We start from the raw sequence: 22,137 nt of genomic DNA, 5'->3' as shown, positions 1-22,137 counted from the left end.
CGTCTCAAATGTGCCGCCGTTCGTTCACGAGGCGAATCTAGCTCATTTCGCGAGCAAAGCCGCGAGTGCAGGCCGATCGGGCAGGTCATGGGGTTCCAGGGTGTAGCCGGACCGCACGTAGTGAAATGCCGCGCGCACCTTCTCCAGCGGGACCCCGGCCAACTGCGCCCAGGCGATCCGGTAGGCGGCGAGTTGCACGAACAGCGACTCGCGGCGGGCCGGCTCGGGCACCGAACCGGTCTTCCAGTCCACCACCAGCCAGCCGCCATCGGATTCGGCGAACACCGCATCGATGCGGCCGCGGATCACGGTGGGACCGATGACCGTCTCGAACGGCACCTCGACCTCGGTGGGGCTGCGCTGAGCCCAGCGCGACGCGAGGAAGGACGCACGCAGCTCCTCGAGGTCGGTGTCGGGAGCCGCGGTGGCGTCGGCCGCACCGGGCAGTTCGTCGATGTCGAGGAGTCGGGTGGCGCCGAACCAGCCCTCCACCCAGGCGTGGAAGGCGGTGCCGCGGCGCGCGGTCGGGTTGGGTGCGAATGGGGTGGGGCGACGCAGCCGCCGCGCGAAGGCCGCCTCGTCGGCGTCGAGTTCGACGAGCTGGCTGACCGACAGGTGCGTCGGCAACGCCACGTCGACCTCCGCGGTGTTGATGCGGTGGTGCTCGGCCAGCAGAGCGTCCACCTCGGCGCGCCAGGCGGCGATCTCCCGAGCCGACTCGGTCAGGTCTGCTTCCGAGGTCACCGACGCTCCGGACCCGGGTGTGATGTCAGTGGCCGACGCCTCGAACAGCGTCGGTGTGCCGCGCGCGGCGATCGCGTCTTCCACCAGTCGTGCCGCGGCGTCGACCGCGTCTCGCCGCTCCCCCAGCACGTCCCGAGGCCACGGCGCGCTCGCGATCTCGTCGGCCAACGGATTGGTTGCGTCCTGCGCCGGCTCGTCGGCGTCGACATCGATCGCCATGCCGGTCGAGTCGACGGTCGGATCGTCGATCGCCGCGGTGACGATCGCGCGGATCTCGGCGAAGAACTCCGACCCACCGCGCGGTCGGTCGCCGCTCTCCGACCAGTGGTGGGCGGAGATCAGCAACGTCTCCTTGGCTCGGGTGAGCGCGACATAGAGCAGCCGCCGGTCCTCTTCGAGCCGACGCTGCGCGATGGCCTCCTTGTGCTCGGTCAGCGCCACTTCGAGTTCCTTGCGGTCGGCGACCGCGTGCAGGTCGAGCGGCGGGAAGCCCTCCGCGTTCGCACCGTCGGCGAGGTCGCCGCGCAATTGCGCGGGCAGTTCCTTGGCACTACCCAACCAGGTGCTGTCGGCACGTCCGCCCGGAAAGATGTTGTGGCACAGATGAGGCAACACCACGACATCCCACTCCAGGCCTTTCGCGGCATGGACGGTGAGGATCTGCACGCGTTGTTCGGCGACCTCGATGCGACCGGGCTCGAGCCCCTTCTCGATGGTCTCGGCGGTCTCGAGGAACGCCAACAAGCCGGGCAGATTCGCACCCGACCGTTCGGCGTAGGTGGTCACGTACTCCGCGAATGCATCGAGGTGCTCACGGCCGGTGATCGCACCACGCATCCGGCGCGCCCGGATCTGCGCCTCCACGGCCACTCCGATGGTGTTCTCCACGTCGGCGACCAATTCGGGCAACGGCTGGCCGATCCGGCGGCGCAGCGACTCCAATTGGGCGCCGAACGTCCGAATACGCCGAAAACCCTCCTCGCTGTATCGATGTGGCTCTCCCGGGTCGACCAACGCATCGGCGATGCCTGCGCGATCCACGATCTCGGTGGGCAGCACCGCATCCAACGCGTTGTCGAGCGCCTCGCGCGAGGCGACGATGCCGTTGGCGGCAGTGAACTCGACGGCTGCGAGCTCGGTGGCGCGTTTCCACAGTGACGCGAGGTCGCCCGCGCCGAGTTGCCATCGGGCGCCGGTCAGCAACCGCATCGCCGCCGTACCGGCCATCGGATCGGCGATAAGGCGCAGCATTGCCACCACGTCCTCGATCTCCGGCACGTGCAGCAGCCCGCCGATGCCGACCACCTCGGCAGGAATGCCACGGCTCTCCAGTTCGGCCGCCAAGGGCGCCGAATCGTCGTTGCGGCGCACCAGGATCGCGGTGGTCGGTGGCGGCTCACCGGCCGCCTCGGCGCCTCGGTAGAGGCGTTCGACGTGTTCGCCGATCCAGCGCCGTTCGTCGACGACGGTCTCGGTGAGGGCGAGGTCGACGGTGCCGGTGGGCGCGTCCGGCCGGGGCCGCAACACGCTGACCGGGATGCCGCGGCGCCGCAGCTCTTCGGATGTCTGGTTGGCCAACCGCAGAGCGTGTGCCGAATTACGCCAACTCGTCAGCAATTCCAGGCGCACCGCAGGGGTGCCGTCGGACTGACGGAAGTCGTCGGTGAAGCGAGGCAGGTTGGCCGCCGAGGCCCCACGCCAGCCGTAGATCGACTGGATGGGATCGCCGACCGCGGTAACCGCGACCGATCCGCGCGCCGATCGTTTCGGCGCGCCCGGCGCCACACCGAACAGTGTGGCGAGCAGGATGCGCTGCGAGTGGCCGGTGTCCTGGTACTCGTCGAGCAACACCGCCTTGAACGAGGTGCGTTCGGCAGCGGCGACTTCCGGGTTCCGCATCACCAGCCGGGCCGCCAGGGACATCTGGCTGCCGAAATCGAGGGCCGTCGCCGCCCGCATCGTCTCACCCAGCGCGATGACCATCGGGATGAGTTCGCGCCGCTCGTCGATGACGTCCTGGATCTTCAGCAACGCCTGAGTCGGGGTGTCGCGCTGACGCGGTCCCTTCGGCAGTGTGTCGATCAGCTGGTACAGGTCGTCACCGGCGCGACGGAGGTCGTCGAAGTCGACCAGGTGCTCGGCCATGTCGCCGTAGAGCTTCAGCACCGCTTCGGTGACGCTGGCCGGCACCTTGGTGGTCTGCAGCTCGCCGGTCCAGTTGGACACCACCGAGAACGCCATCTGCCACAACTCCGTCTCCGACAGGAGTGTGGAGTTGGGTTCCACCGGCAGCAGCAGACCGTAGTCGGCGATGAGCCGCCCGGCGTAGGCGTGATAGGTACTCACCTCGGGGTCACCGCCGCTCAGCCGGGCGGCGATGGCACCGTCGACATCCCAGCCGCGCAACGCCGAGGACCCCGCCAGCATCGACAGTCTTCGCCGGATACGCGCGCCGAGCTCACTGGCCGCCTTCCGCGTGAACGTCAGGCCGAGCACCTCGTCGGGAGCGACGAGACCGTTGGCCACCAGCCACACCACCCGAGAGGCCATGGTCTCGGTCTTGCCCGCACCGGCGCCCGCCACCACCAACACCGGCTCCATCGGTGCCTCGATCACCGCGACCTGTTCGGGCGTCGGAGTCGGCAGACCAAGGGCGGCGGCGATCGCGACGGCCGAGATCGTGGGCCGCTCAGTCATCGATCACCGTCTTCCCACGAAGCTGGGCCGGACAGCTCGACGCCAGCGCGCAATGACTGCATCCGGGGTTGCGGGTGGCGGCGAACACCGGACCGACGCTGGCACGGGCGGCATTGCGCACCACCGAGATCCACTCGTCGACCTGCTCGGTGCTCAGTGGCTCCTGGACACGTTCGGCCGCGCCGGTGTTCTTGTTCGCCGACGACACGTACACCAGCCGTCCACCGCCGGGCTGCACCGGCTCGGACTGTCCACTCGTCGCCCCGCCGAGGGCCAACGCCAGCTGATAGGTGGCCAGCTGGGCGTGCTCCTGGGCGTCGGCCTTGGTGATCGCCGTCTTGGCCGTCTTCACGTCCACCACCACCGGACGGCCCTGATGATCGCGCTCGAGCCGGTCGATCCGACCCCGCAGCCGCACCGCCATCTCCTGCTCGTCCGCGTCAACCGGAACCGTCGCGTCGATATCGGCCTCCACCCCCACTTCGGACAGCTCGTCGCGTGAGATCCGCAGCCAGTCCCGGAAGTTGGTGAGCATCGCTTCGGCGCGTTCGAGTTCACGGACCGAGTACCACGCCGCGCCGGTGTCCACCCGATCCCAGATGCCGCGCAGCGCGGCGGTGACCTCAGCCGGTTCGATCTGGCCGGCGACCGCCTGGACGAGCGTGTGGACCAGGCTGCCGGTCAGCGCCGGCGTCCCGTCCCCGTCGCGGCCGCCATGACGCTCGAGCACCCATCGCAACGAACACCGGGTCAGCGCCTCGACGTTTGAGGGCGACAACGTCACCGGCCCCCGGTCGGGAGCCCACAACGCGATCTCGGCGCTGGGCCCGCCCAGGCCGTACCAGTCCCGGGGCGCGGCACCAGGGATATCGGAATCCGACAGTTGGGCAAGAAGTTCCGCGGCCGCGCGGGCCTTCTCTCCCGGACCGTCGGGACCGATGTCACCGACCACCTCGGAGCGCAGCGTCGCCACCAACGACGGCAGCGACAGCACACGGTCGACCCCCGGGTCCAGAGGCAATTCGGCCAATGCCGTGTCCGCCGTGCCGTCGGCACCGAGATCGTCGGCATCGGGCAGGGCGGTGCCCCGGAACCGACGGATGGCGTCGGCAATCTCGACGACGAACCGCGACGGCGAGGCATCACCGCCGCCGTCCTCCACCGCGGTGACGAGCAGTCGACGACGCGCGCGAGTACACGCCACCAGCAGCAATCGGCGTTCGTCGGCGAGCGCCGACCGCGACCGCGCGACCGTGTCCAGGGCATCCGGGTCGAGACCGTCGAGCAGATCGACGAGTTGTCCGGTCGCCAGCACGCTGCCACGACTGCGCAATGACGGCCACAGCCCATCGAGAACCCCGGCCACGGCCACCACGTCCCACTCGCGGCCGGCGGCAGCGTGCGCCGAGAGCACCGTGACCGCGTCGTTGGCCGAGCCGGCCAATCGACTGTCCCGCGGAATCTGCAGCGCCGCCAGGTACCGCACGAATCCGGCCGGCCCCGCCGCGGGCAAGGTATCGACGAAATTGGCGGCGGCCTCGAACATGGCCATCACGGCATCGAGATCGCGGTCGGCCTGCTCACCCGCCGGTCCGCCACGGATCGCGCTCGCCGCCCACCGTCGTTCCAGGCCGGTGGCCTGCCATGCCGCCCAGAGTGTCTCCTCGACCCCACGTCGAGCGCGATGGGCACGATCGGCGGCCGCTATGACGTCGAGAGTGCGCACCAGCGGGCGGGCCTCGGCCTCGGTCAGCGCCGCGATGTAGCGGGCGGCGACGTCAGGGTCGAGCAACGCCCGCCGAATCGCGATCAGCGAATCGGTGGCCGCGCCTCCCCCGCTGCGCTCGTCGAGACGCCGCACACCGCGACGTAGTCGGCGCATCGCGCCGGGATCGGCGCCACCGACCGGACCACCCAGTAGGGCCACCGCATCGTCGATCGTGAACTCATGGTCCGCGGCCGATCCGTCGTCCACCGCCGATTTGTCCACAGCGTCCGGCGCTGCCGGTTCGCCATCCGCCCTGTCGCGATCAGCCGGTTGTCCGGCCAGCTCCCGTTCGGCCGACTCCCGCTGCGCCAGATCCCGCGCAGCCACCACGCGTAGGACACCCATCAGGGCGCCGACGGCCCGTTGGCGATGCAACGGCAGATCGCTGGTGGGCGTCGTCACCGGCACCCCGGCCGAGCGGAAGGCGCGCCGCAACGCAGGCAAGGCCAGCGACACCGACCGCACCACCACCGCCATCCGCGACCACGGCACGCCACCGAACAGATGCGCGCGACGCAACAGGTCGGCGACGGCGGTCGCCTCCTTGGCCGCCGAGCTGAAGACCTTCACCTCCGCACCCCCGGGCAATGGATCCGTGTCATCGCCGTCGGCCTCGTCGGTCGGCCTCGGATACGGGTGCGACCGGGCGCCGGGCAGCCGAGCTGCGAGCGCGGCACCGACCGCCGCGATTTCGGGATGGTTGCGGAAAGTCTTTTCCAGCAGAACATCTCGCGGAGTGCCGAGGTCGGTCAGCTCGTCGGCGAATCGCGGACTGGCCCCGCGAAAACCGAACACCGATTGATCGGTGTCCGCTGCGATGATCGTCGAATCCGCGCCCGTCCCGATCAACGTCACCAACGCCGCCGCCTGCGGGTCGAGGTGCTGAGCGTCGTCGACCAGCAGATGCCGAATTCGTCGGCGCTGCCCGGCGAGCAGATCCGGATCGGTCGCAAACGCCGACAGCGCCGAACCGATGAGTTCGGCCGCATCCACCGCGGGCGCCGATGCGCCGGGGGCGTCGGCACCGACTGCGCCGCGCAACAACATGTTCTGCTCGTACTGCGCGTAGGCACGACCGGCCGCCACCCATTCCGGCCGGCGGTGTTCGCGTCCCAGCGCGGTCAGTTCCTCGGGTCCCACGCCACGCTCGGCAGCCCGCATCATCAGGTCGCGTAGTGCCTGTGCGAATCCATCGGTGCCCAGCGCCGGCCGCAGCCGTTCCGGCCAGTACCGGGCGCCGTCCTCAATGTCACCGGCCAGCAGTTCGCGCAGCACCATGTCCTGCTCGGACCCGGTGATCAGGCGGGGCGGCGGATTGCCGTGCGCGGAGGCCTGCAGCCGCAACACCGCGAAGGCGTAGGAGTGCACGGTGCGCACCAATGGTTCACGCAGCGCGCGGTTCTCGACGCCACCGTCCGCACCCCCCGAGGTCGCCGACAACACCCGTCGGGTGATCTCTTCTCGCAACGAGGCCGCGGCACGTCGGGACGCCGCGAGCACCAGAACGGACTCGGCATCCACATCGTCACGCAACAGCCGCGCGACCGCGGCGTCGACGATGACCGACGTCTTTCCCGTACCCGGGCCACCGTGTACCCGGACAGGCGACCACGACCGCGACGAATCCCGCGTCACCGCCGATTCGATCACTTCGGTGACCTCCGCGGGCCATTGCCGCGTACGGTCGTCGACGCCCGGTGCCGCGGTCAGTCGGGTACGCAGCGCCGTCCCCGCGGTGGGGTGGGAATCGCTGCGTCGGGCCATGTCCCCATGGAAGCACGCGCCACCGACAGCCTCGGCGAGCAGCACCGTGAAGATGGCGTGCCAACGCAGTCGCCACGCTGCTACGGCAGGATGGCGTCATGCCGTTGACCACCCACACATTCGGACCCGATACCGGCGACGCCGCAGCTGTCCTGGCCATCCATGGCCTCACCGGCCACGGCCGCCGGTGGGCGGCACTGGCCGGCGACCAGCTACCCGACCTGCGCCTGATCGCACCTGATCTCCTCGGCCACGGCCACTCGCCGTGGACACCGCCGTGGTCCTACGAAGACCACGTCGACGCGTTGGTCGCAGTTGTCGACGAACACATCCCTGCCTCTGCGCGTCCGTTCGTGATCGTCGGTCACTCGTTCGGCGGAGCGCTCGCCGTCCGGCTGGCCCATCGTCTCGGCGATGCGGTCGCGGGGTTGGTGTTGCTCGACCCGGCGCAAGGTCTCGATCCGTCGTGGGCGCTGGAGGTCGCCACCGACAGCCTGGCCCACTGGGACTACGCCGACGCCGATCACGCCCGGTCGGCGAAACGCAGCGAGGGGTGGGCGGACATCCCGGAGACGCTGTTGGACAAGGAGATCGATGAGCACCTGGTTCCCCTGGCCAACGGCCGGGTGGGATGGCGGGTGAGTGCGCCGGCGGCGGCCACGGCGTGGAGTGAGATGGCCCGCGAGGCGTTGCTCCCACCGACCGGACTGTCGACGGTGGTCGTGGTGGCCGATCGCGTCCGGCCACCGTTCGTGGGCCCCGACTTCCTCGCATCCTGCGCGGACGCGGAGTCGATTCGGGTGGTACATGCCGACTGCGGGCACATGGTGCCGTACCTGGAGCCGGAACTCACCGCGACGTTGATCCGCGAGATTCTCGAGCAGGTCTGAGATGGCCGCCATCACTGATGACGACGTGGAGCGGGTGCGGGGACTGGTCGCGGCGATCCCGGAAGGCATGGTGACCACCTACGGTGACCTCGGCCATGCGGCCGGGTTGTCCAGCCCGCGGATCGTAGGCGCGATCATGCGGACCGATTCCGGTGACCTCCCTTGGCATCGCGTGGTCCCCGCCTCGGGCCGCCCGACCCCACACCTGGCCGAGCGACAGTTGGCGAGGCTGCACGCCGAGGGCGTTCCCATCCGAGACGGGCGGGTCGTCCTCCGCGAGTGCCGCTGGAGACCCGGCATCGATGACTGACCGGAGGTGATCGGCTCTCTGGCGGGACCGTGATGTGATCTCGATACGCCACTCACTCCGTTCGCGGCCATCCACCGGAGGTCGCCATTGGGGTCAGCCGCTGACCGGCGCCTGACGACGGTATGGGCTGATCGCGGCGCGCATGCGCGTGACGATGAGGTCCACGATGCGCTGATCGGCTCCGAGCGGATCGGCGACGACATCGGCACCGTAGGTGTGCAGTCGCTGATGGAACAACCCAGGCGCCAGCAGATAACTCGCGATGGCCACGCGGCGTCCGTTCCGCGATGCCCGTTCGACAGCTTCGGGAACCGACGGCGTCGCGGTGGTGATGAAGCCCACTTCGACACGTCCGCCGATGATCGACTCCAGCTGCCGGGCAGCGAGATGCACTTGGCCGCAAGCGCTCTCGTCAGACGAGCCGGCCGCGGCCAGCACCACCGAGTCACCCGGCTCCCAACCGGCCTCGACGAGCCGCAGGCGGGCCACATCGGCGATGGCCGGATCCGGCCCGAGCGCCCGGGTGACGATCGTGTCGCAACGCCCCGCTGCCTCGACATGCTGCGGCAGATCCTTGCGGACGTGATACCCCGACGCCAGGAACGCCGGTACCAACACCGCCGGGCGGTCGACATCGGCGATGACCTCGGCCGGGGTGGGGCCGAGCACGTCGACGAAGGCGGTGCGGGTGGTACCCACCTGCTTTCCGACGGCCTCGGCGATCTCCGCGATCACGCTGACGCCGTGCGGATTTCGGGTGCCGTGAGCGACCAGCACCGGGCTGACGTCACGCAGCCGGTCGCCGAACGGCAGGTACTGACGAGTGTGTCGATGCCTCATTCCCCGTCCTCTTCCCCCTCGTATTCCAGGTCGACAGCGAGTCGATATCCCCGCTTGACCACGGTCTGGATCATCTTCGGATCACCCAGTGCATTGCGCAGCCGGGCCACTGCCACTTCCACGGCGTGGGTGTCGGAGCTGTCGCCGGGCAGTCCGGCCAGCAGCTCGTGGCGCGAGACCACCCGACCGGGTGAGGCAGCGAGTGCCTTGAGCATGATCAAACTGGTCGCCGACATATCACGCAGCGCGCCGTCGACGATCACCGCCTGACCGCGGATGGCGGTGTCGTGACCGTGAACTCGCAAGTTGTGACTTCTCCGGGGCAACTCGTCGGTGATCAACCGCACCAAGGCGCCGAGTCGATACCGTTTCGGATAACTGGTCGGGATCTGCAACGCCTCCAACGGACCGGCGGTGACCGAACCCACGCACATCACCGGCACCGCCGTCCGCATCGCGTGCACGAACTGCGGCAGCTTGCCGAGTTCTTTGGCGCGCGTGAGGATCGACGCCGCGGCCGGCGCGCTGGTGAAGGTGATCGCGTCGAGATCGCCGCGTACCACTGCGCCGATCATGCGATCGATCCGATCGACGTCGGGATGCATGTTCCAGCGATACACCGGGATCGGTAGCACCTGGGCGCCAGCGGCACGCAGCACTGCGCAGAAGTCCGGCAAGGGCTCCCATTCGGTGGTCGCCCCGTGTAACTGGACCGCGATCCGCACGCCCTCGACCCCCTCGTCCAGCAACCGGTCGAGCACCTCCGACGACGACTCGCTTCCCGGAGACCACTCTTCGCGCAACCCGGCCGCCCGAATCGCGCCCTTGGCCTTCGGTCCCCGGGCGATGAGCCGACTCTTTCCCAACGCGGTGATCAGCGGCTCGGCCCCGCCCCAGCCGTCGGCGGCCTCCACCCAGCCACGAAAGCCGATACCCGTGGTGGCGACCATCAGTTCCGGTGGATCGGCAATGATCGTCTCGGTCACCTGCTCGAGTTCGGTGTCGTCGACGAGCGGCAGGATCCGGATCGTCGGAGCGGCCATCACCTCGGCACCCCGGCGTTCGAGCAGCGCAGCGAATTCCTCGGCGCGCCGCGCCGCGGTGATCCCGATGGTGAATCCGGCCAGTGGTAGGGCCTCGGCGTCGTCGGCGAGGGCCGTGTCTTTGCTGTTGCTCATCGGCGCTGGAAGTACACCTCGACAATGTCATCGACCACCCGTACGGCGTAGCTGGGCACCGACATCGCTTCGTCGTCGAGGCAGATGCCGGAGCGCAGCGAGAACACCTGCTTGCCCAGCGGGCTGGCAACGGTCGGCTCGCCGCCGCGGTCGCCGGTGACGCCGCGGGACAGCACCGCTGCGCGTGCGAACGGGTCGATGTTGCCGATGGCGTACAGCCGGGTCCGTCCCACCACCGCTTCTCGGTCGGTCTCCACCGCAGGGATGCGGAAGAGCGCGGCCTGCTCGAAGTCGGGACCCAACACACCGGCCCCTCGTCCGATGGCGAGATCGGCCAGGGCGCACGCACGGATCCACTGTCCGGGTACGGCCTCGGCATGCGTGGTCGGGTCAGCGGGTTGGTTCGCCGTCGATCGCGCAGCGACTGTCATGTCGGCACTCCTTCACGTTCTATTGCGTCGTTGGTGGCGGACTCGGTGTCGACGCGGCCGGGCATCGACGGCATGTCGAGCAGAACCGGGATCTTGCGCTCGACGTCGGTGTCGGTGAACTGGATCGTCGGATCGACCACCTCCGGTGCGTTGACGAACGAGACGAAGCGCTTGAGCTTATCCTCGTCCTCGAGTACCGCTGCCCACTCGTCGCGGTAGCCGTCGACGTGGCGTTCCATGGCCGCTTCGAGATCGGCCGCGAGACCCAGGCTGTCGTCGCAGACCACCGCCTTCAGATGATCGAGTCCGCCCTCCATCGCCTCCAGCCACGGCGCAGTACGCTGCAGGCGATCGGCGGTGCGGATATAGAACATCAGGTACCGATCAATGTAGGCGACCAGCGTCTGGTCATCCACTCCGCTGGCCAGCAGTTGGGCGTGTTTCGGGCTCTGCCCGCCGTTACCGGCCACGTAGAGGTTCCACCCGTTCTCGGTGGCGATGACACCGACATCCTTGCCCCGCGCCTCGGCGCATTCGCGGGCACAGCCCGACACACCGAACTTCAGTTTGTGCGGCGACCGCAGGCCCCGGTAGCGCTTCTCCAGAAGGACGGCCATGCCGACGGAATCCTGCACACCGTAGCGGCACCAGGTGGACCCGACGCAGCTCTTCACCGTGCGCAGGCTCTTGCCGTAGGCGTGCCCGGATTCCATGCCGGCGTCGACGAGGCGACGCCAGATCTCCGGGAGCTGGTCAACGCGGGCGCCGAAGAGGTCGATGCGCTGACCACCGGTGATCTTGGTGTACAGACCGAAGTCACGGGCGATCTCACCGATCACGATGAGCTGTTCGGGGGTCACCTCCCCGCCCGGCATGCGCGGGACGACCGAGTAGGAGCCGTTCTTCTGCATGTTGGCGAGGAAGTGGTCGTTGGTGTCCTGCAGGGACGCCTGCTCGCCGTCGAGGATGTGGTCGCTCGACGTGGAGGCCAGGATGGACGCCACCGTCGGCTTGCAGATGTCGCAGCCTTGACCGCTGCCGTAGCGGTCGATGATCTCGGAGAACGTGCGGATACCGGTGACCGAGATGATCTCGTACAGTTCGGCGCGCGACTGCTCGAAGTGCTCGCACAGGGCCTTGGACAGTTCCACACCAGAGGCCGCCAGTAGCGACTTGACGCTGGGCAGACAGCCACCGCAGGTGGTTCCGGCGCAGGTGGTCTTCTTGATGTCGGCGATCTCGCAGGCGCCGTCGGCGATCGCCGAGCAGATGGTTCCCTTGGAAACGCCGTTACACGAACAGATCTCGGCCTCGTCGGGCAGCGCGTCCACGCCGACCGCGGGACCCGAGGCCGGCGCGATCAGCGCAGCCGGGTCACCCGGGATCTCGCTGCCCACCATCGGTTTGAGCAGCGCGTATGCCGACGCATCACCCACGAGGATGCCGCCGAGCAGTGTCTTGGCGTCATCGGAGACCACCACTTTCGCGTACCGCCCGGCAACGGGGTCGTGGTAGACGATCTCCAGCGCGTTCTCGGTGGTCGCCATGGCGTCACCGAAGCTGGCCACGTCGACACCGAGCAATTTGAGCTTGGTCGACATGTCCGCACCGGGGAAAGTGGACTGCTGCCCGAGGAGTTGGTCGGCCACCACCTCGGCGGTGCTGTATCCGGGCGCGACCAGCCCGTAGCAACGACCCTCGACTGCGGCGACCTCCCCGATCGCGAACACGTCGGGATCATCGGTTCGGCATGAGGTGTCGACCAGCACGCCGCCACGTTCGCCGACCGCAAGACCGGCGTCGCGGGCCACCTGGTCGCGCGGCCGCACGCCCGCCGAGAACACGACCAGGGCGGCATCGATCTCGCTGTCGTCGCTGAGCGTCACGGTGAGCCCGCCGGAGTCGGAATCGGCGATGTCGGCCGTTCCGACGCCGGTGTGCACAGTCAACCCCAGGTCGGTCACCAGGTTCTCCAGGACCGACCCGCCCCCGTCGTCGACCTGCATGGGCATCAACCGTGGCGCGAACTCCACCACATGGGGGGTCATCCCCATCAGCTTCAGCGCATTGGCCGCCTCCAGTCCCAGCAGACCGCCGCCCACGACGATGCCGGGCGCACCCGGTCCGGCTGCCTCGGCGGCCGTCCGGATGGCGTCCAGATCATCGAGCGTGCGATAGACGAAACATTTGTCGTTGTCGTGTCCGGGAACCGGCGGGACGAAGGCATATGACCCGGTGGCGAGCACGAGAGCGTCATAGTCGATTTCCCGTCCCGCCGACGTCACCACCCGCCGGCCGGCGCGGTCGACGTCGGTCACGACTTCACCCAGGTGGGTCACGACGTGATCGTCACCCGCGTAGGTGTTGCCATCCAGTGCCAGCGAATTCCGCTGCCAGGCACCGACATACGAGGACAGTCCGACGCGGTCGTAGGCGGGATCGGCCTCTTCGGAAACAACTTCGATCCGCCAGGTGTCGTTGATGTCGCGGGTACGGAGGGTCTGCACGAAGCGGTGACCCACCATGCCGTGGCCGACCACGACTACGGTCTTGGATTCGCTGGTCACTGGTTACTCCTTGTTGATTCTGAGCTGGTCTGGCTCAGGCCATCGCCTTGTCGGCGGGCCCGGAGCCGTCTGTCGTCTCGCCGGCACCGACCGTGTCGGCGGCGACCTGCAGATCGGTGGTCTCGCTGATCACCATCGGACGTCGGACGTAGAACACGTAGGTGATGACTCCAGCGAGAACGTAGAAGCCCATGAAGATCCAAAAGGCAACGGTCGCCGACTGATTCGACTGATAACTCGCCCGCAGCACCAGGTTGATGCCGACGCCACCGAGACCGCCTGCCGCACCGGCGATGCCGATGAGGGCACCGGACATGCTGCGCGACCACTTGGTCTTGCCCAACGCGTTCAGGCCGGTGAGCTCCTTGGACTTGTTCTCCCAGATGGTCGGGATGATCTTGTAGACCGAACCGTTTGATATTCCCGAGAGCAGGAACAGCAGGATGAAGCCGACGACGAATGCGCTGAGCACACCCCCGCTGATCTGACCATTGCTGTCGGCGACGGTGCCGGCGATGACCAGGATCGCGGCGGACAGCGTCATCGCGGCAAAGCAGTACAGCGTCACCTTGCCGCCGCCGACGCGGTCGGCGAGTTTGCCGCCGTAGGGGCGCGACACAGAGCCGAGCAGCGGCCCGATCCAGGCGATCGTGGCGGCGGCCAGCGCGGGCTTCTCGGCGCCGGCCTCGGTGAAGCTGATGTTGAGGACCTGCGCGAAAGCGAATCCGAAACCGATGAACGATCCGAAGGTGCCGATGTAGAGCAGGCAGATCAGCCAGGTGTCCTTGTGCCGGAGGCAGTCGATCATCGCGCGGCCGCTGGAAGTCTGGTGATCGAGGTTGTCCATGTAGATCGCCGCGCCGACACCGGCCACGGCGAGAGCCACCAGATAGATGGCACAGACGATCTCAGGCTGATCGGAGGCGAGCCAGATGACCGCGAGGCCGATAAGCTGCACCACCGGCACACCGATGTTGCCGCCGCCGGCGTTGAGACCCAGCGCCCAGCCCTTGAGCCGCTGCGGATAGAAGGCGTTGATGTTGGTCATCGACGAGGCGAAGTTGCCGCCGCCGAAACCGGTCAGTGCGGCGACGCCGAGGAACCAGCCGAATCCGAACTCGCCCGGGTTCATCATCAGCATCATGGTCAGCGCCGTCGGGATCAGCAGCACGATGGCGCTGAAGATCGCCCAGTTGCGGCCACCGAACCGCGCGGTCGCCTGGGTGTAGGGAATGCGCAGGCAGGAGCCGACGAAAGTGGCGGTCGCCGCGATGATGAACTTCTGATCGAGGCTGATGCCATACTCCGGGCCCATGAACAGGGCCATCACCGAGAACAGCGACCACACCGAGAAGCCGACGTGCTCGCAGATCACCGACCACACCAGGTTTCGCTTGGCGATGGCGGCGTTGCCGTTGTCCCAGGCAGTGCGGTCCTCGGGATCCCAGTCGGTGATCCGGTGGTCACGCGCGAGCGCGGTCCGCACGGATGCGGGAAGTACGGGCATGAGTCATCCAATCGTTGTTGTGGACGCAGTGACCGACGGCTCTGTCGGACGATTGGACTCAAAGTTAGGCAGCGTGTGTTGCCGGGATTTTCCCTCGCGTGACCGAAGAGTCACGTTGTGCTCACATCGCGAGGGCGCGCGTGTGAGAAGGACCAGAAGACTCTGACCTGCGCCTACAGCATCAAGCGCACGAGATCGACGACCCGCTGCAGCCCGGGCAGTGCGCCGGCGGTGGCACGCGGATGTAACGCGTGGACCGCCAGACGGAACATGGTTGCCCGCAGCATCATCTGCGGCCATTCCGACTGATCCGCCCAGCGTCGCACGAGGTCGTCGTCAGCGCCACCCCAGGCGAGCGAATCCACCACAACCACCGCTGACGCCCAGGAGGCGGGCCGCCAGTACGGCACGATGTCGGTGATGCCCGGCGCGGCGGCACCGGCGAACAGGACGGTGCCGAAAAGGTCACCGTGCACCACTTGCGACTGCAGCGACACGTTCTTACGAAGGGTGGCAAGGGTTTTCAGCATCTCGACGCTCTGCGCACCATCCGGCGACGTCGGCTCCCCCATGCCGGCCGCCCGGGCCGTGCGCAACGGAACGTCCTCCCACGCCGCACGATCGGCGGCGGTGAACACGTCGACGTCGGTATGCGGTGGCGCCGGCGATTGCAACAGGAACCGTGGCCGGTCCAGCGTTGCGGTGGCCGCATGCAGGCGGTCGGCCACCAGGACGACCTCGTCGTGCCGCGGCTCTGGCGCACCGGCGATATAGGTATCCGCTCGCCACCCGGACACAACATATCGGCCGTCGGTGGCGCGGAACGGTCGCGCGATCCGCAACCCCTCGACGTAGAGCGATTCACGGACCGACGCCGACCATGCGGCCCGCGCGTGGTCGGGCACCAAAGACAAGACGACTTCACCGACCCGCCAACCGCCGACCCAGGAATCGCCCATCTGGATCGGCGGATGTGCGGTCAGCCCGAACGTGTTCAGCACGTGTTCGGGCGGCTCGACGGTGTTCACATCTGCAGAGATTACCGAGCGATGCAGGCAGAATGCGGCAACGACGCGGGCATCTGGTCTCCAATCACGCCCCGGACCACATGAACGCGCCCCATCAGTAGACCGGCAGCGTCTTGTCCACCTGGTTGGCCCACGCGGTGACCCCACCCTGCAGGTGGGTGGCATCGGCGAACCCGGCGCGCTTGAGCGCGGCGAGCGCTTCCGCCGAGCGGACACCGGTCTTGCAGTAGAGCACCGTCGGGCGATCCTGCGGCAACTTGGCGAGTCCGGCACCGGACAGGATCTCGTCCTTGGGGATGAGCGTGGCACCGTCGATGTGGACGATGTCCCACTCCACCGGCTCGCGGACATCGATGAGAGCGACACGGTCGCCGGCGTCGATCTTCTCCTTGAGCTCGGCGGCGGTCAGCGTCGAACCGTCCACGGCATCGGCGGCCTCATCGGAGACCACCCCGCAGAAGTCGTCGTAGTCGATGAGTTCGGTGACCCGCTCACCCTCGGGGTCCTTGCGGATCTTGATGGTGCGGTAGCTCATGTCCAGGGCGTCGTAGACCATCAGGCGACCCAGCAGCGGTTCACCGATGCCACAGATCAACTTGATCGCCTCGGTACCCATGATCGATCCGATCGAGGCGCACAGAATGCCGAGCACACCGCCCTCGGCGCACGAGGGCACCATGCCGGGCGGCGGCGCCTGCGGATACAGATCCCGGTAGTTGAGGCCGCGCCCGTCCGGCGCGTCCTCCCAGAACACCGACGCCTGACCCTCGAACCGGTAGATCGACCCCCACACGTACGGCTTGTGCGCGAGCACGGCGGCATCGTTGACGAGGTAACGCGTCGCGAAGTTGTCGGTGCCGTCGAGGATCAGGTCGTACTGGGAGAACAGTTCGATGGCGCCTTCGGGTTCCAGCCGCTCGTCGTGCAGGTTGACCGTGACGAACGGGTTGATCTCGAGGATGGAGTCGCGGGCGCTCTCTGCTTTGGGCCGGCCGATGTCGGACTGTCCGTGGATGACCTGACGCTGCAGATTGGACTCGTCGACCACGTCGAACTCGACGATGCCGATGGTGCCGACACCCGCGGCAGCCAGGTACAGCAGCGTGGGTGATCCCAAACCACCCGCGCCGATCACCAGCACCTTGGCATTTTTCAACCGCTTCTGGCCGTCCATCCCCACATCCGGGATGATCAGGTGGCGGCTGTATCGGGCCACCTCTTCGTTGGACAGTTCCGCTGCAGGTTCCACCAGCGGGGGCAAGGACGACACGGGCGCCTCCTCCTACGTCGTTGTTCGAGAGCGATCTGCTGATCACAACAGCCGCGGCGGCACGGTCATTCCGCAGCCACGGACGGCCGCATCACAGGTCGGGGAACGGCCACGGATTCGGCTTGCACACATAGCTGCGATTCGCCTGCATATCGGGGTCGAGCGCCATGATCTCGCTGTTGGCCACCCCGAACGACTGCTGCATCATCACCGGCGCCAGCGCGCCGTTCTCTTTACACGGTTCATGCGCCTCGTACCCGATGCCGTGCCCTGTCTCGTGGTTGATCAGGTACTGCCGGTAGAGAAGGTCGTCACCCTGATATGAGATGGCACCACGTACCCAGCGCGCCTCGTTGAGCGTCACCCGCTCCTCCGGCGGATAGAAGCACGACGTCTCCAGCTGGATCTGGTAGCCGCACAACTCACGTGTCGTGGCCGGCGATGCCAGCGTGATGCGCAGGTCCGGCTCACCGGAGTCAATGCGTCGGAAGCTGACCTTCCCGTCCCCGATCCAACTGCGCGGATTCGCCAGGGTCGCGTCGACCATCTTCGCGAACGACCGATCGCCGCCGAAGTCCTGCGCGTTGATGCCGTTCTCGACCTCGACGGTGTAGGTGTAGACCTCGCCGCCGGTGCCGACCTGCTTGCCGGCCCCGGGCACCACGTGGTAGACCTCACGCCCCTTTTCGGTGTACGGCCCGCCGGCGGGCAGTGTCCCGGCGGGCAATGCCTCGGGTTGGATGGTTCCGGTCGGGGCACCGATCGGCCCGGTCTCCTTGCTCACGTCGGTGTTGCGTGAGGCCGCATCGGGGTTGACGTCCGCGGCGGGCACGAAGGCGGTGTCGTCGGCGGACCGCACGGTGACCACGATGAGCACGACGGTCAGCACGATCAAGACCGGGATGGCATAGGCGCGCCACCCATAGGTGGCGACGAACCGACCCAATGCGCTCTGTTTCTTGCGCTCGGGCTGAGCATCGCGATCGACCCGGATCCGTCCGCTGTCGTCGGTGGGATCCCACCGGGCACGCAGTGGTTGGTCCGGCTTCGGTCTGGCCCGCGGGGGCTCCGCCGACGACCCGGCACCGGTGCGTATGCCCGTGGTCGTGCCGGTTGTCCGCCCGGCCCCGATCCCCCCACCGGTCGCGCCGGGCCCTCCGGCCCCGGGGTACGGCGAGTTCGGCCCGCCTCCTGGGTGACTCACAGCTCAACCTTCTCACAGGTAAACGCGCAGGCGTGGAACGGTGTGTCGCGATGGGGCCGTGCGGCCACGGGACCCGGCATCGTCGCCGAGTACGCTCTACCCATGTCGACCACCACAAACCCGTCGAACGGTGCCGCGCGCAACACCCGACTGCCGCGCAGTGCCCGGCGTATGCAGCTGCTCGATGCAGCGAGCGAGATCTTTGTGGAGCGCGGCTACCACTCTGCGGGCATGGACGAGATCGCCGTGCATGCCGGAGTCAGCAAGCCGGTGCTGTATCAGCACTTCCCGTCGAAACTGGACCTCTACATCGCCGTCGTCGACTCCCACGCCGAGAAGCTCGTCAGCGACGTCAACCGCGCGCTGCTGACCACGACCGACAACAAGCAGCGCGTGCGTGCCGCGGTGGAGGCATTCTTCGACTTCATCGACCAGGACAACTCCGGCTACCGGCTCATCTTCTCCTCCGACGCCAAGGACCCCGCTGTGATCCGGCGGGTGGAGGGAGCCACCGAGGCATGCGTCGACGCGGTCTACGGGCTGGTCATGCACGACTCCGGCCTCGACCCGTACCGCTCGCGGATGCTGGCTGCGGGGCTGGTCGGCGCAAGCCAGGTCAACGCCCGCTACTGGCTCGAGGCCAAACGCCCGGTCGACAAGCGGGCCGCGGTGGACACCACGGTCGCCCTGTTGTGGGGCGGGCTGTCCCACGTGCCGTTGCAGGGCATCGGGACGGGCGACGACGACTCCGACGACCTGGCCTGAGAAGCTCCGAGAAGCGCTCGATACCGCCGCGCTCTCCCCGGAGCCGGCTGCGGAAACGACTTCGGCCGCCGTCGACACTCATCGACAGCGGCCGTACATCGGAGCCAATGGGTCAGGAGGCGACGAAGCCCACCCGCCGGTTCTCGGTACTGCCCACCTCGACGTAGGCGATTTTCGTCACCGGCACCAAGAAGCGCGCGCCCTTGTCGTCGGTGAGCGCGAGCAGTTGTCCGGAACCCGACAGCGCCGCCTCGACCTCCGAGTACGCCTTGTCACTGGTGAGCGTGGTCTGGATGGACAGCTCACGAGGACTGTCGGTGATTCCGATCTTCACTTCAACGGCCATGGCCACCCTTCCGAAGGTCATCCGCCGCGTCGCGGCCAACCGCGCACACGGCACTCAACTGTCTGCTGATCCAGGCTAGATCAGACCCGATCGCCGACGACATCGGCTCCGCTCACAGCGCAACACGCGAAGCCTCGACCCCACCCGACCTATCCACCGAGACCGAGTTCGGCCATCCGGGTGGCGTGGTCGGCGGTGATCGCATCGAAGAATCCGGCAATACCCTGAAGCGATGCCGAACCGGCGAACAGCAGGTCGGTGACCTCCTCCTCGGCGGCGAGCACCCACTGGGCGTGCGTGACGGCCTCGCCGAGCAATCTCCGGCCCCACAGGATCAGCGGCGATCTCAAGGACGGGTCGGCGGCGACGGCGGCCGCGACCTGGTCGCGCGCGAACCGGGAGTTGGCCGTCTCGGCCATCACCTCGCGGATGACGGTCTGCGCATCGGCGGGCAGAACTCCCGAGACCTCGGTGTAGAAGTCGGCCGCGAGCCCGTCGCCCACATACGCCTTCACCAGCGCCTCATACCAGGTCTTCGGGGTGGTAACACGGTGGTAGTCGTCAAAGATCGATCGGTAACGCTCGACCGCCGCGATCGGGTCGATGCCGCGCGCGCAGACCTGCTCGGCCAACGTGTCGTAGTGATTGATCTCCGACGCCGCCATCCGGGCGATGGCCACCTTGCTCGCGACGTCGGGTGCCATCCGGGACTCGTCGATGAGGCGATAGAAAGCCGCGTATTCACCGGCCAGCAAGACGGCGAACAACTTGCCGATGGCACCGCCATCGACGCTGGTCGCAGCGGTATCTGCGGGATCGGGGGAAACTCCGGATGGGTGCGGCGCAGTCGACATGCTGGTGATGGTATGCGGGCTCTCGACGTTCACCAAGTACACTGGACGACGGTGCACTGACGCGATCATGACGATTCGGTGGCGAACCGACCGGCAACGACTCATCACGGCCGGGCGGAGCGGCCCTTTCATCGCGCGGTCACCGGACAATGTGCGCGCACTGGTCGCCGGGTGACACTGCCCGAGCGGAGCCACCACACAGTCACCGAACGCGGTTTGCGCGGTCCGTCCCGGACCCACCGACGCGGCCCGACCAGGGCCCTTCCGGCGCAGGCCGCTCGACCCCACTGTGGTGCCTTTCGTGCGTGCGTGAAATGCAGAAAGGCATACAACCTCACATGAGCGATACCACCGGGACCAACTCCCGTGACGACGTCCAGACGACGATCGTCGACGAAACCCACACCTCCCCCACCTTCGCCGAACTCGGCGTGCACGACAGCATCGTCGAGGCACTCGCCGACGACGGCAAGACACATACCTTCGCGATCCAGGAGCTGACGCTTCCCCTGGCCCTGTCCGGGGACGACCTGATCGGTCAGGCCCGTACCGGCATGGGCAAGACCTACGGGTTCGGCGTACCGATGATGCATCGTCTCGCGACTGCCGAGGCATCGGGTCTCCGCCCACTCGACAACACTCCGCGCGCCCTGGTCATCGTGCCGACCCGCGAGCTGTGTCTGCAGGTGACCGGCGACCTCGAGGTCGCGGCCAAGAAGCTCGACGTCACCCTCGCCGACGGCACCACCCGTCCGCTCAAGATCACCTCGATCTACGGCGGGCGCCCCTACGAGTCGCAGATCGCCGACCTCAAGTCGGGCGTCGACTTGGTCGTCGGCACTCCCGGCCGCCTGCTCGATCTCGCCCAGCAGGGCCACCTCATCCTCGGCAAGGTCGGCGTGCTGGTGCTCGACGAGGCCGACGAGATGCTCGATCTCGGGTTCCTGCCCGATATCGAACGCATCATGGCAGCCCTGCCCACACCCCGGCAGACCATGCTCTTCTCGGCCACCATGCCGGGTCCGATCGTCACCTTGGCCCGCACGTTCCTGCACCGCCCGACCCACATCCGCGCCGAACACGCCAATGACTCGGCCGTCCACGAGCGGACCACGCAGTTCATCTACCGCGCCCACGCACTCGACAAGGCCGAACTGGTCGCACGCATTCTGCAGGCCGAGGGCCGGGGCGCCACGATGATCTTCACCCGCACCAAGCGCACGGCACAGAAGGTCGCCGACGACCTCGCCGAACGCGGTTTCTCCGTCGGCGCGGTACATGGTGACCTCGGACAGGTCGCGCGCGAGAAAGCACTCAAGCGTTTCCGCAACGGTGACATCAACGTGCTCGTGGCCACCGACGTCGCAGCCCGCGGCATCGACGTGGAGGATGTCACCCACGTCATCAACTATCAGTGCCCGGAGGACGACAAGACCTACGTGCACCGCATCGGCCGCACCGGACGTGCCGGCCGGACCGGCATCGCGATCACCCTGGTCGACTGGGATGAGCTGCATCGCTGGGAGCTGATCAACTCGGCGCTGGGTCTCGATGTGCCGGCGCCGGTGGAGACCTACTCGACCTCGGAGCATCTGCGCGAAGAGCTCTCGATCCCGGAATCGGCCACCGGACGAATCGCCACGCCGAAGCCATCCGGTGAGCGCGAGGAGCGCACGAGCAGGTCGCAGCGTCCGAAGTCGAACCGGGTGCGTCGACGTACCCGCGGCGGCAAGTCCTCCGACGGAGCGGCGCGGTCCTCGGACGACGCCGCCGACAATCAGACGTCGGGCAAGAACACCACAGACGCGGGGGCCGGTGCGGCCGACGGTAGCGATTCCGCCGGCGGTGAGCGCCCGCGTCGACGTCGTCGTCGTCGCGGCAGCGCCAAGCGCGGTGCTGCGTCGGGCGACTCACAGCCGGAGAAGACCACGACCGTCGCCGCAGCCGAGTGACCCGTTTCGGCGCTGGTCGACG

General features: G+C 67.8%; 16 protein-coding genes. 4 read left to right on the top strand and 12 right to left on the bottom strand.

Annotation, left to right across the window (positions count from 1 at the left end):
- Positions 1-42 precede the first annotated feature (42 nt).
- The gene (locus VX037_RS01530; protein WP_328712987.1) at positions 43-3,441 is read right to left on the bottom strand and encodes an ATP-dependent helicase; all 3,399 of its coding nucleotides are present in this window, start codon (positions 3,439-3,441) and stop codon (positions 43-45) included.
- Positions 3,434-6,973: an ATP-dependent helicase gene (locus VX037_RS01525; protein ID WP_328712985.1), complete on the bottom strand. Its 3,540-nt coding sequence runs from the start codon at positions 6,971-6,973 to the stop codon at positions 3,434-3,436. The genes VX037_RS01530 and VX037_RS01525 overlap by 8 nt, the downstream gene beginning before the upstream one ends.
- 98 nt (positions 6,974-7,071) lie before the next feature.
- On the opposite strand from VX037_RS01525, the gene VX037_RS01520 reads away from it, so the two are divergent.
- Entirely contained in the window at positions 7,072-7,863 is a 792-nt protein-coding gene (locus VX037_RS01520) for an alpha/beta fold hydrolase (protein WP_235724590.1), read from the top strand.
- A 1-nt stretch (position 7,864) separates the two neighbouring features.
- Positions 7,865-8,173: an MGMT family protein gene (locus VX037_RS01515; RefSeq protein WP_235724591.1), complete on the top strand. Its 309-nt coding sequence runs from the start codon at positions 7,865-7,867 to the stop codon at positions 8,171-8,173.
- Positions 8,174-8,266: 93 nt separating this feature from the next.
- Here the strand turns inward: VX037_RS01515 and VX037_RS01510 are convergent, their stop codons facing one another.
- From VX037_RS01510 to VX037_RS01475, 8 genes are all read right to left on the bottom strand, one after another.
- The gene (locus tag VX037_RS01510; protein WP_235724592.1) at positions 8,267-9,013 is read right to left on the bottom strand and encodes a sirohydrochlorin chelatase; all 747 of its coding nucleotides are present in this window, start codon (positions 9,011-9,013) and stop codon (positions 8,267-8,269) included.
- Positions 9,010-10,191: a uroporphyrinogen-III synthase gene (locus tag VX037_RS01505; RefSeq protein ID WP_235724593.1), complete on the bottom strand. Its 1,182-nt coding sequence runs from the start codon at positions 10,189-10,191 to the stop codon at positions 9,010-9,012. The genes VX037_RS01510 and VX037_RS01505 overlap by 4 nt, the downstream gene beginning before the upstream one ends.
- Positions 10,188-10,622: a nitrite reductase small subunit NirD gene (gene nirD, locus VX037_RS01500; RefSeq protein ID WP_235724594.1), complete on the bottom strand. Its 435-nt coding sequence runs from the start codon at positions 10,620-10,622 to the stop codon at positions 10,188-10,190. Before nirD ends, VX037_RS01505 begins: the two co-directional genes overlap by 4 nt.
- Entirely contained in the window at positions 10,619-13,189 is a 2,571-nt protein-coding gene (nirB, locus tag VX037_RS01495) for a nitrite reductase large subunit NirB (RefSeq protein WP_328712983.1), read from the bottom strand. Before nirB ends, nirD begins: the two co-directional genes overlap by 4 nt.
- Before the next feature lie 34 nt (positions 13,190-13,223).
- Positions 13,224-14,696 carry a nitrate/nitrite transporter gene (locus VX037_RS01490; RefSeq protein WP_235724596.1) on the bottom strand — a complete coding sequence of 491 codons (1,473 nt, stop codon included), beginning with the start codon at positions 14,694-14,696 and terminating at the stop codon, positions 13,224-13,226.
- Positions 14,697-14,869: 173 nt separating this feature from the next.
- Positions 14,870-15,724, bottom strand: a complete 855-nt coding sequence (locus VX037_RS01485) for a TIGR02569 family protein (RefSeq protein WP_266062359.1) — start codon at positions 15,722-15,724, stop codon at positions 14,870-14,872.
- A gap of 94 nt (positions 15,725-15,818) precedes the next feature.
- Complete coding sequence (moeZ, locus tag VX037_RS01480) at positions 15,819-16,994, bottom strand: adenylyltransferase/sulfurtransferase MoeZ (RefSeq protein WP_266062357.1); 1,176 nt, start codon at positions 16,992-16,994, stop codon at positions 15,819-15,821.
- A gap of 91 nt (positions 16,995-17,085) precedes the next feature.
- Positions 17,086-18,090 carry a DUF3152 domain-containing protein gene (locus tag VX037_RS01475; protein ID WP_235724627.1) on the bottom strand — a complete coding sequence of 335 codons (1,005 nt, stop codon included), beginning with the start codon at positions 18,088-18,090 and terminating at the stop codon, positions 17,086-17,088.
- 210 nt (positions 18,091-18,300) lie between these two features.
- Between VX037_RS01475 and VX037_RS01470 the strand changes: the two genes are divergently transcribed.
- Entirely contained in the window at positions 18,301-18,963 is a 663-nt protein-coding gene (locus tag VX037_RS01470) for a TetR/AcrR family transcriptional regulator (protein ID WP_235724599.1), read from the top strand.
- A 112-nt stretch (positions 18,964-19,075) separates the two neighbouring features.
- On the opposite strand, the gene VX037_RS01465 is transcribed toward VX037_RS01470, so the two are convergent.
- Together VX037_RS01465 and VX037_RS01460 are read right to left on the bottom strand one after the other, a co-directional pair.
- Positions 19,076-19,309 carry a DUF3107 domain-containing protein gene (locus VX037_RS01465; protein WP_235724600.1) on the bottom strand — a complete coding sequence of 78 codons (234 nt, stop codon included), beginning with the start codon at positions 19,307-19,309 and terminating at the stop codon, positions 19,076-19,078.
- A 149-nt stretch (positions 19,310-19,458) separates the two neighbouring features.
- Positions 19,459-20,163, bottom strand: a complete 705-nt coding sequence (locus VX037_RS01460) for a ferritin-like fold-containing protein (protein ID WP_235724601.1) — start codon at positions 20,161-20,163, stop codon at positions 19,459-19,461.
- 338 nt (positions 20,164-20,501) lie between these two features.
- Here VX037_RS01460 and VX037_RS01455 point away from each other — a divergent pair, with 338 nt between their 5' ends.
- Positions 20,502-22,115: a DEAD/DEAH box helicase gene (locus VX037_RS01455; RefSeq protein WP_235724602.1), complete on the top strand. Its 1,614-nt coding sequence runs from the start codon at positions 20,502-20,504 to the stop codon at positions 22,113-22,115.
- Positions 22,116-22,137: the final 22 nt, after the last annotated feature.

The sequence above is a fragment of the Gordonia sp. Z-3 genome (assembly GCF_036233855.1).
Lineage (GTDB): Bacteria > Actinomycetota > Actinomycetes > Mycobacteriales > Mycobacteriaceae > Gordonia > Gordonia tangerina.
This window is presented reverse-complemented; position numbering and strand designations above follow the sequence as displayed.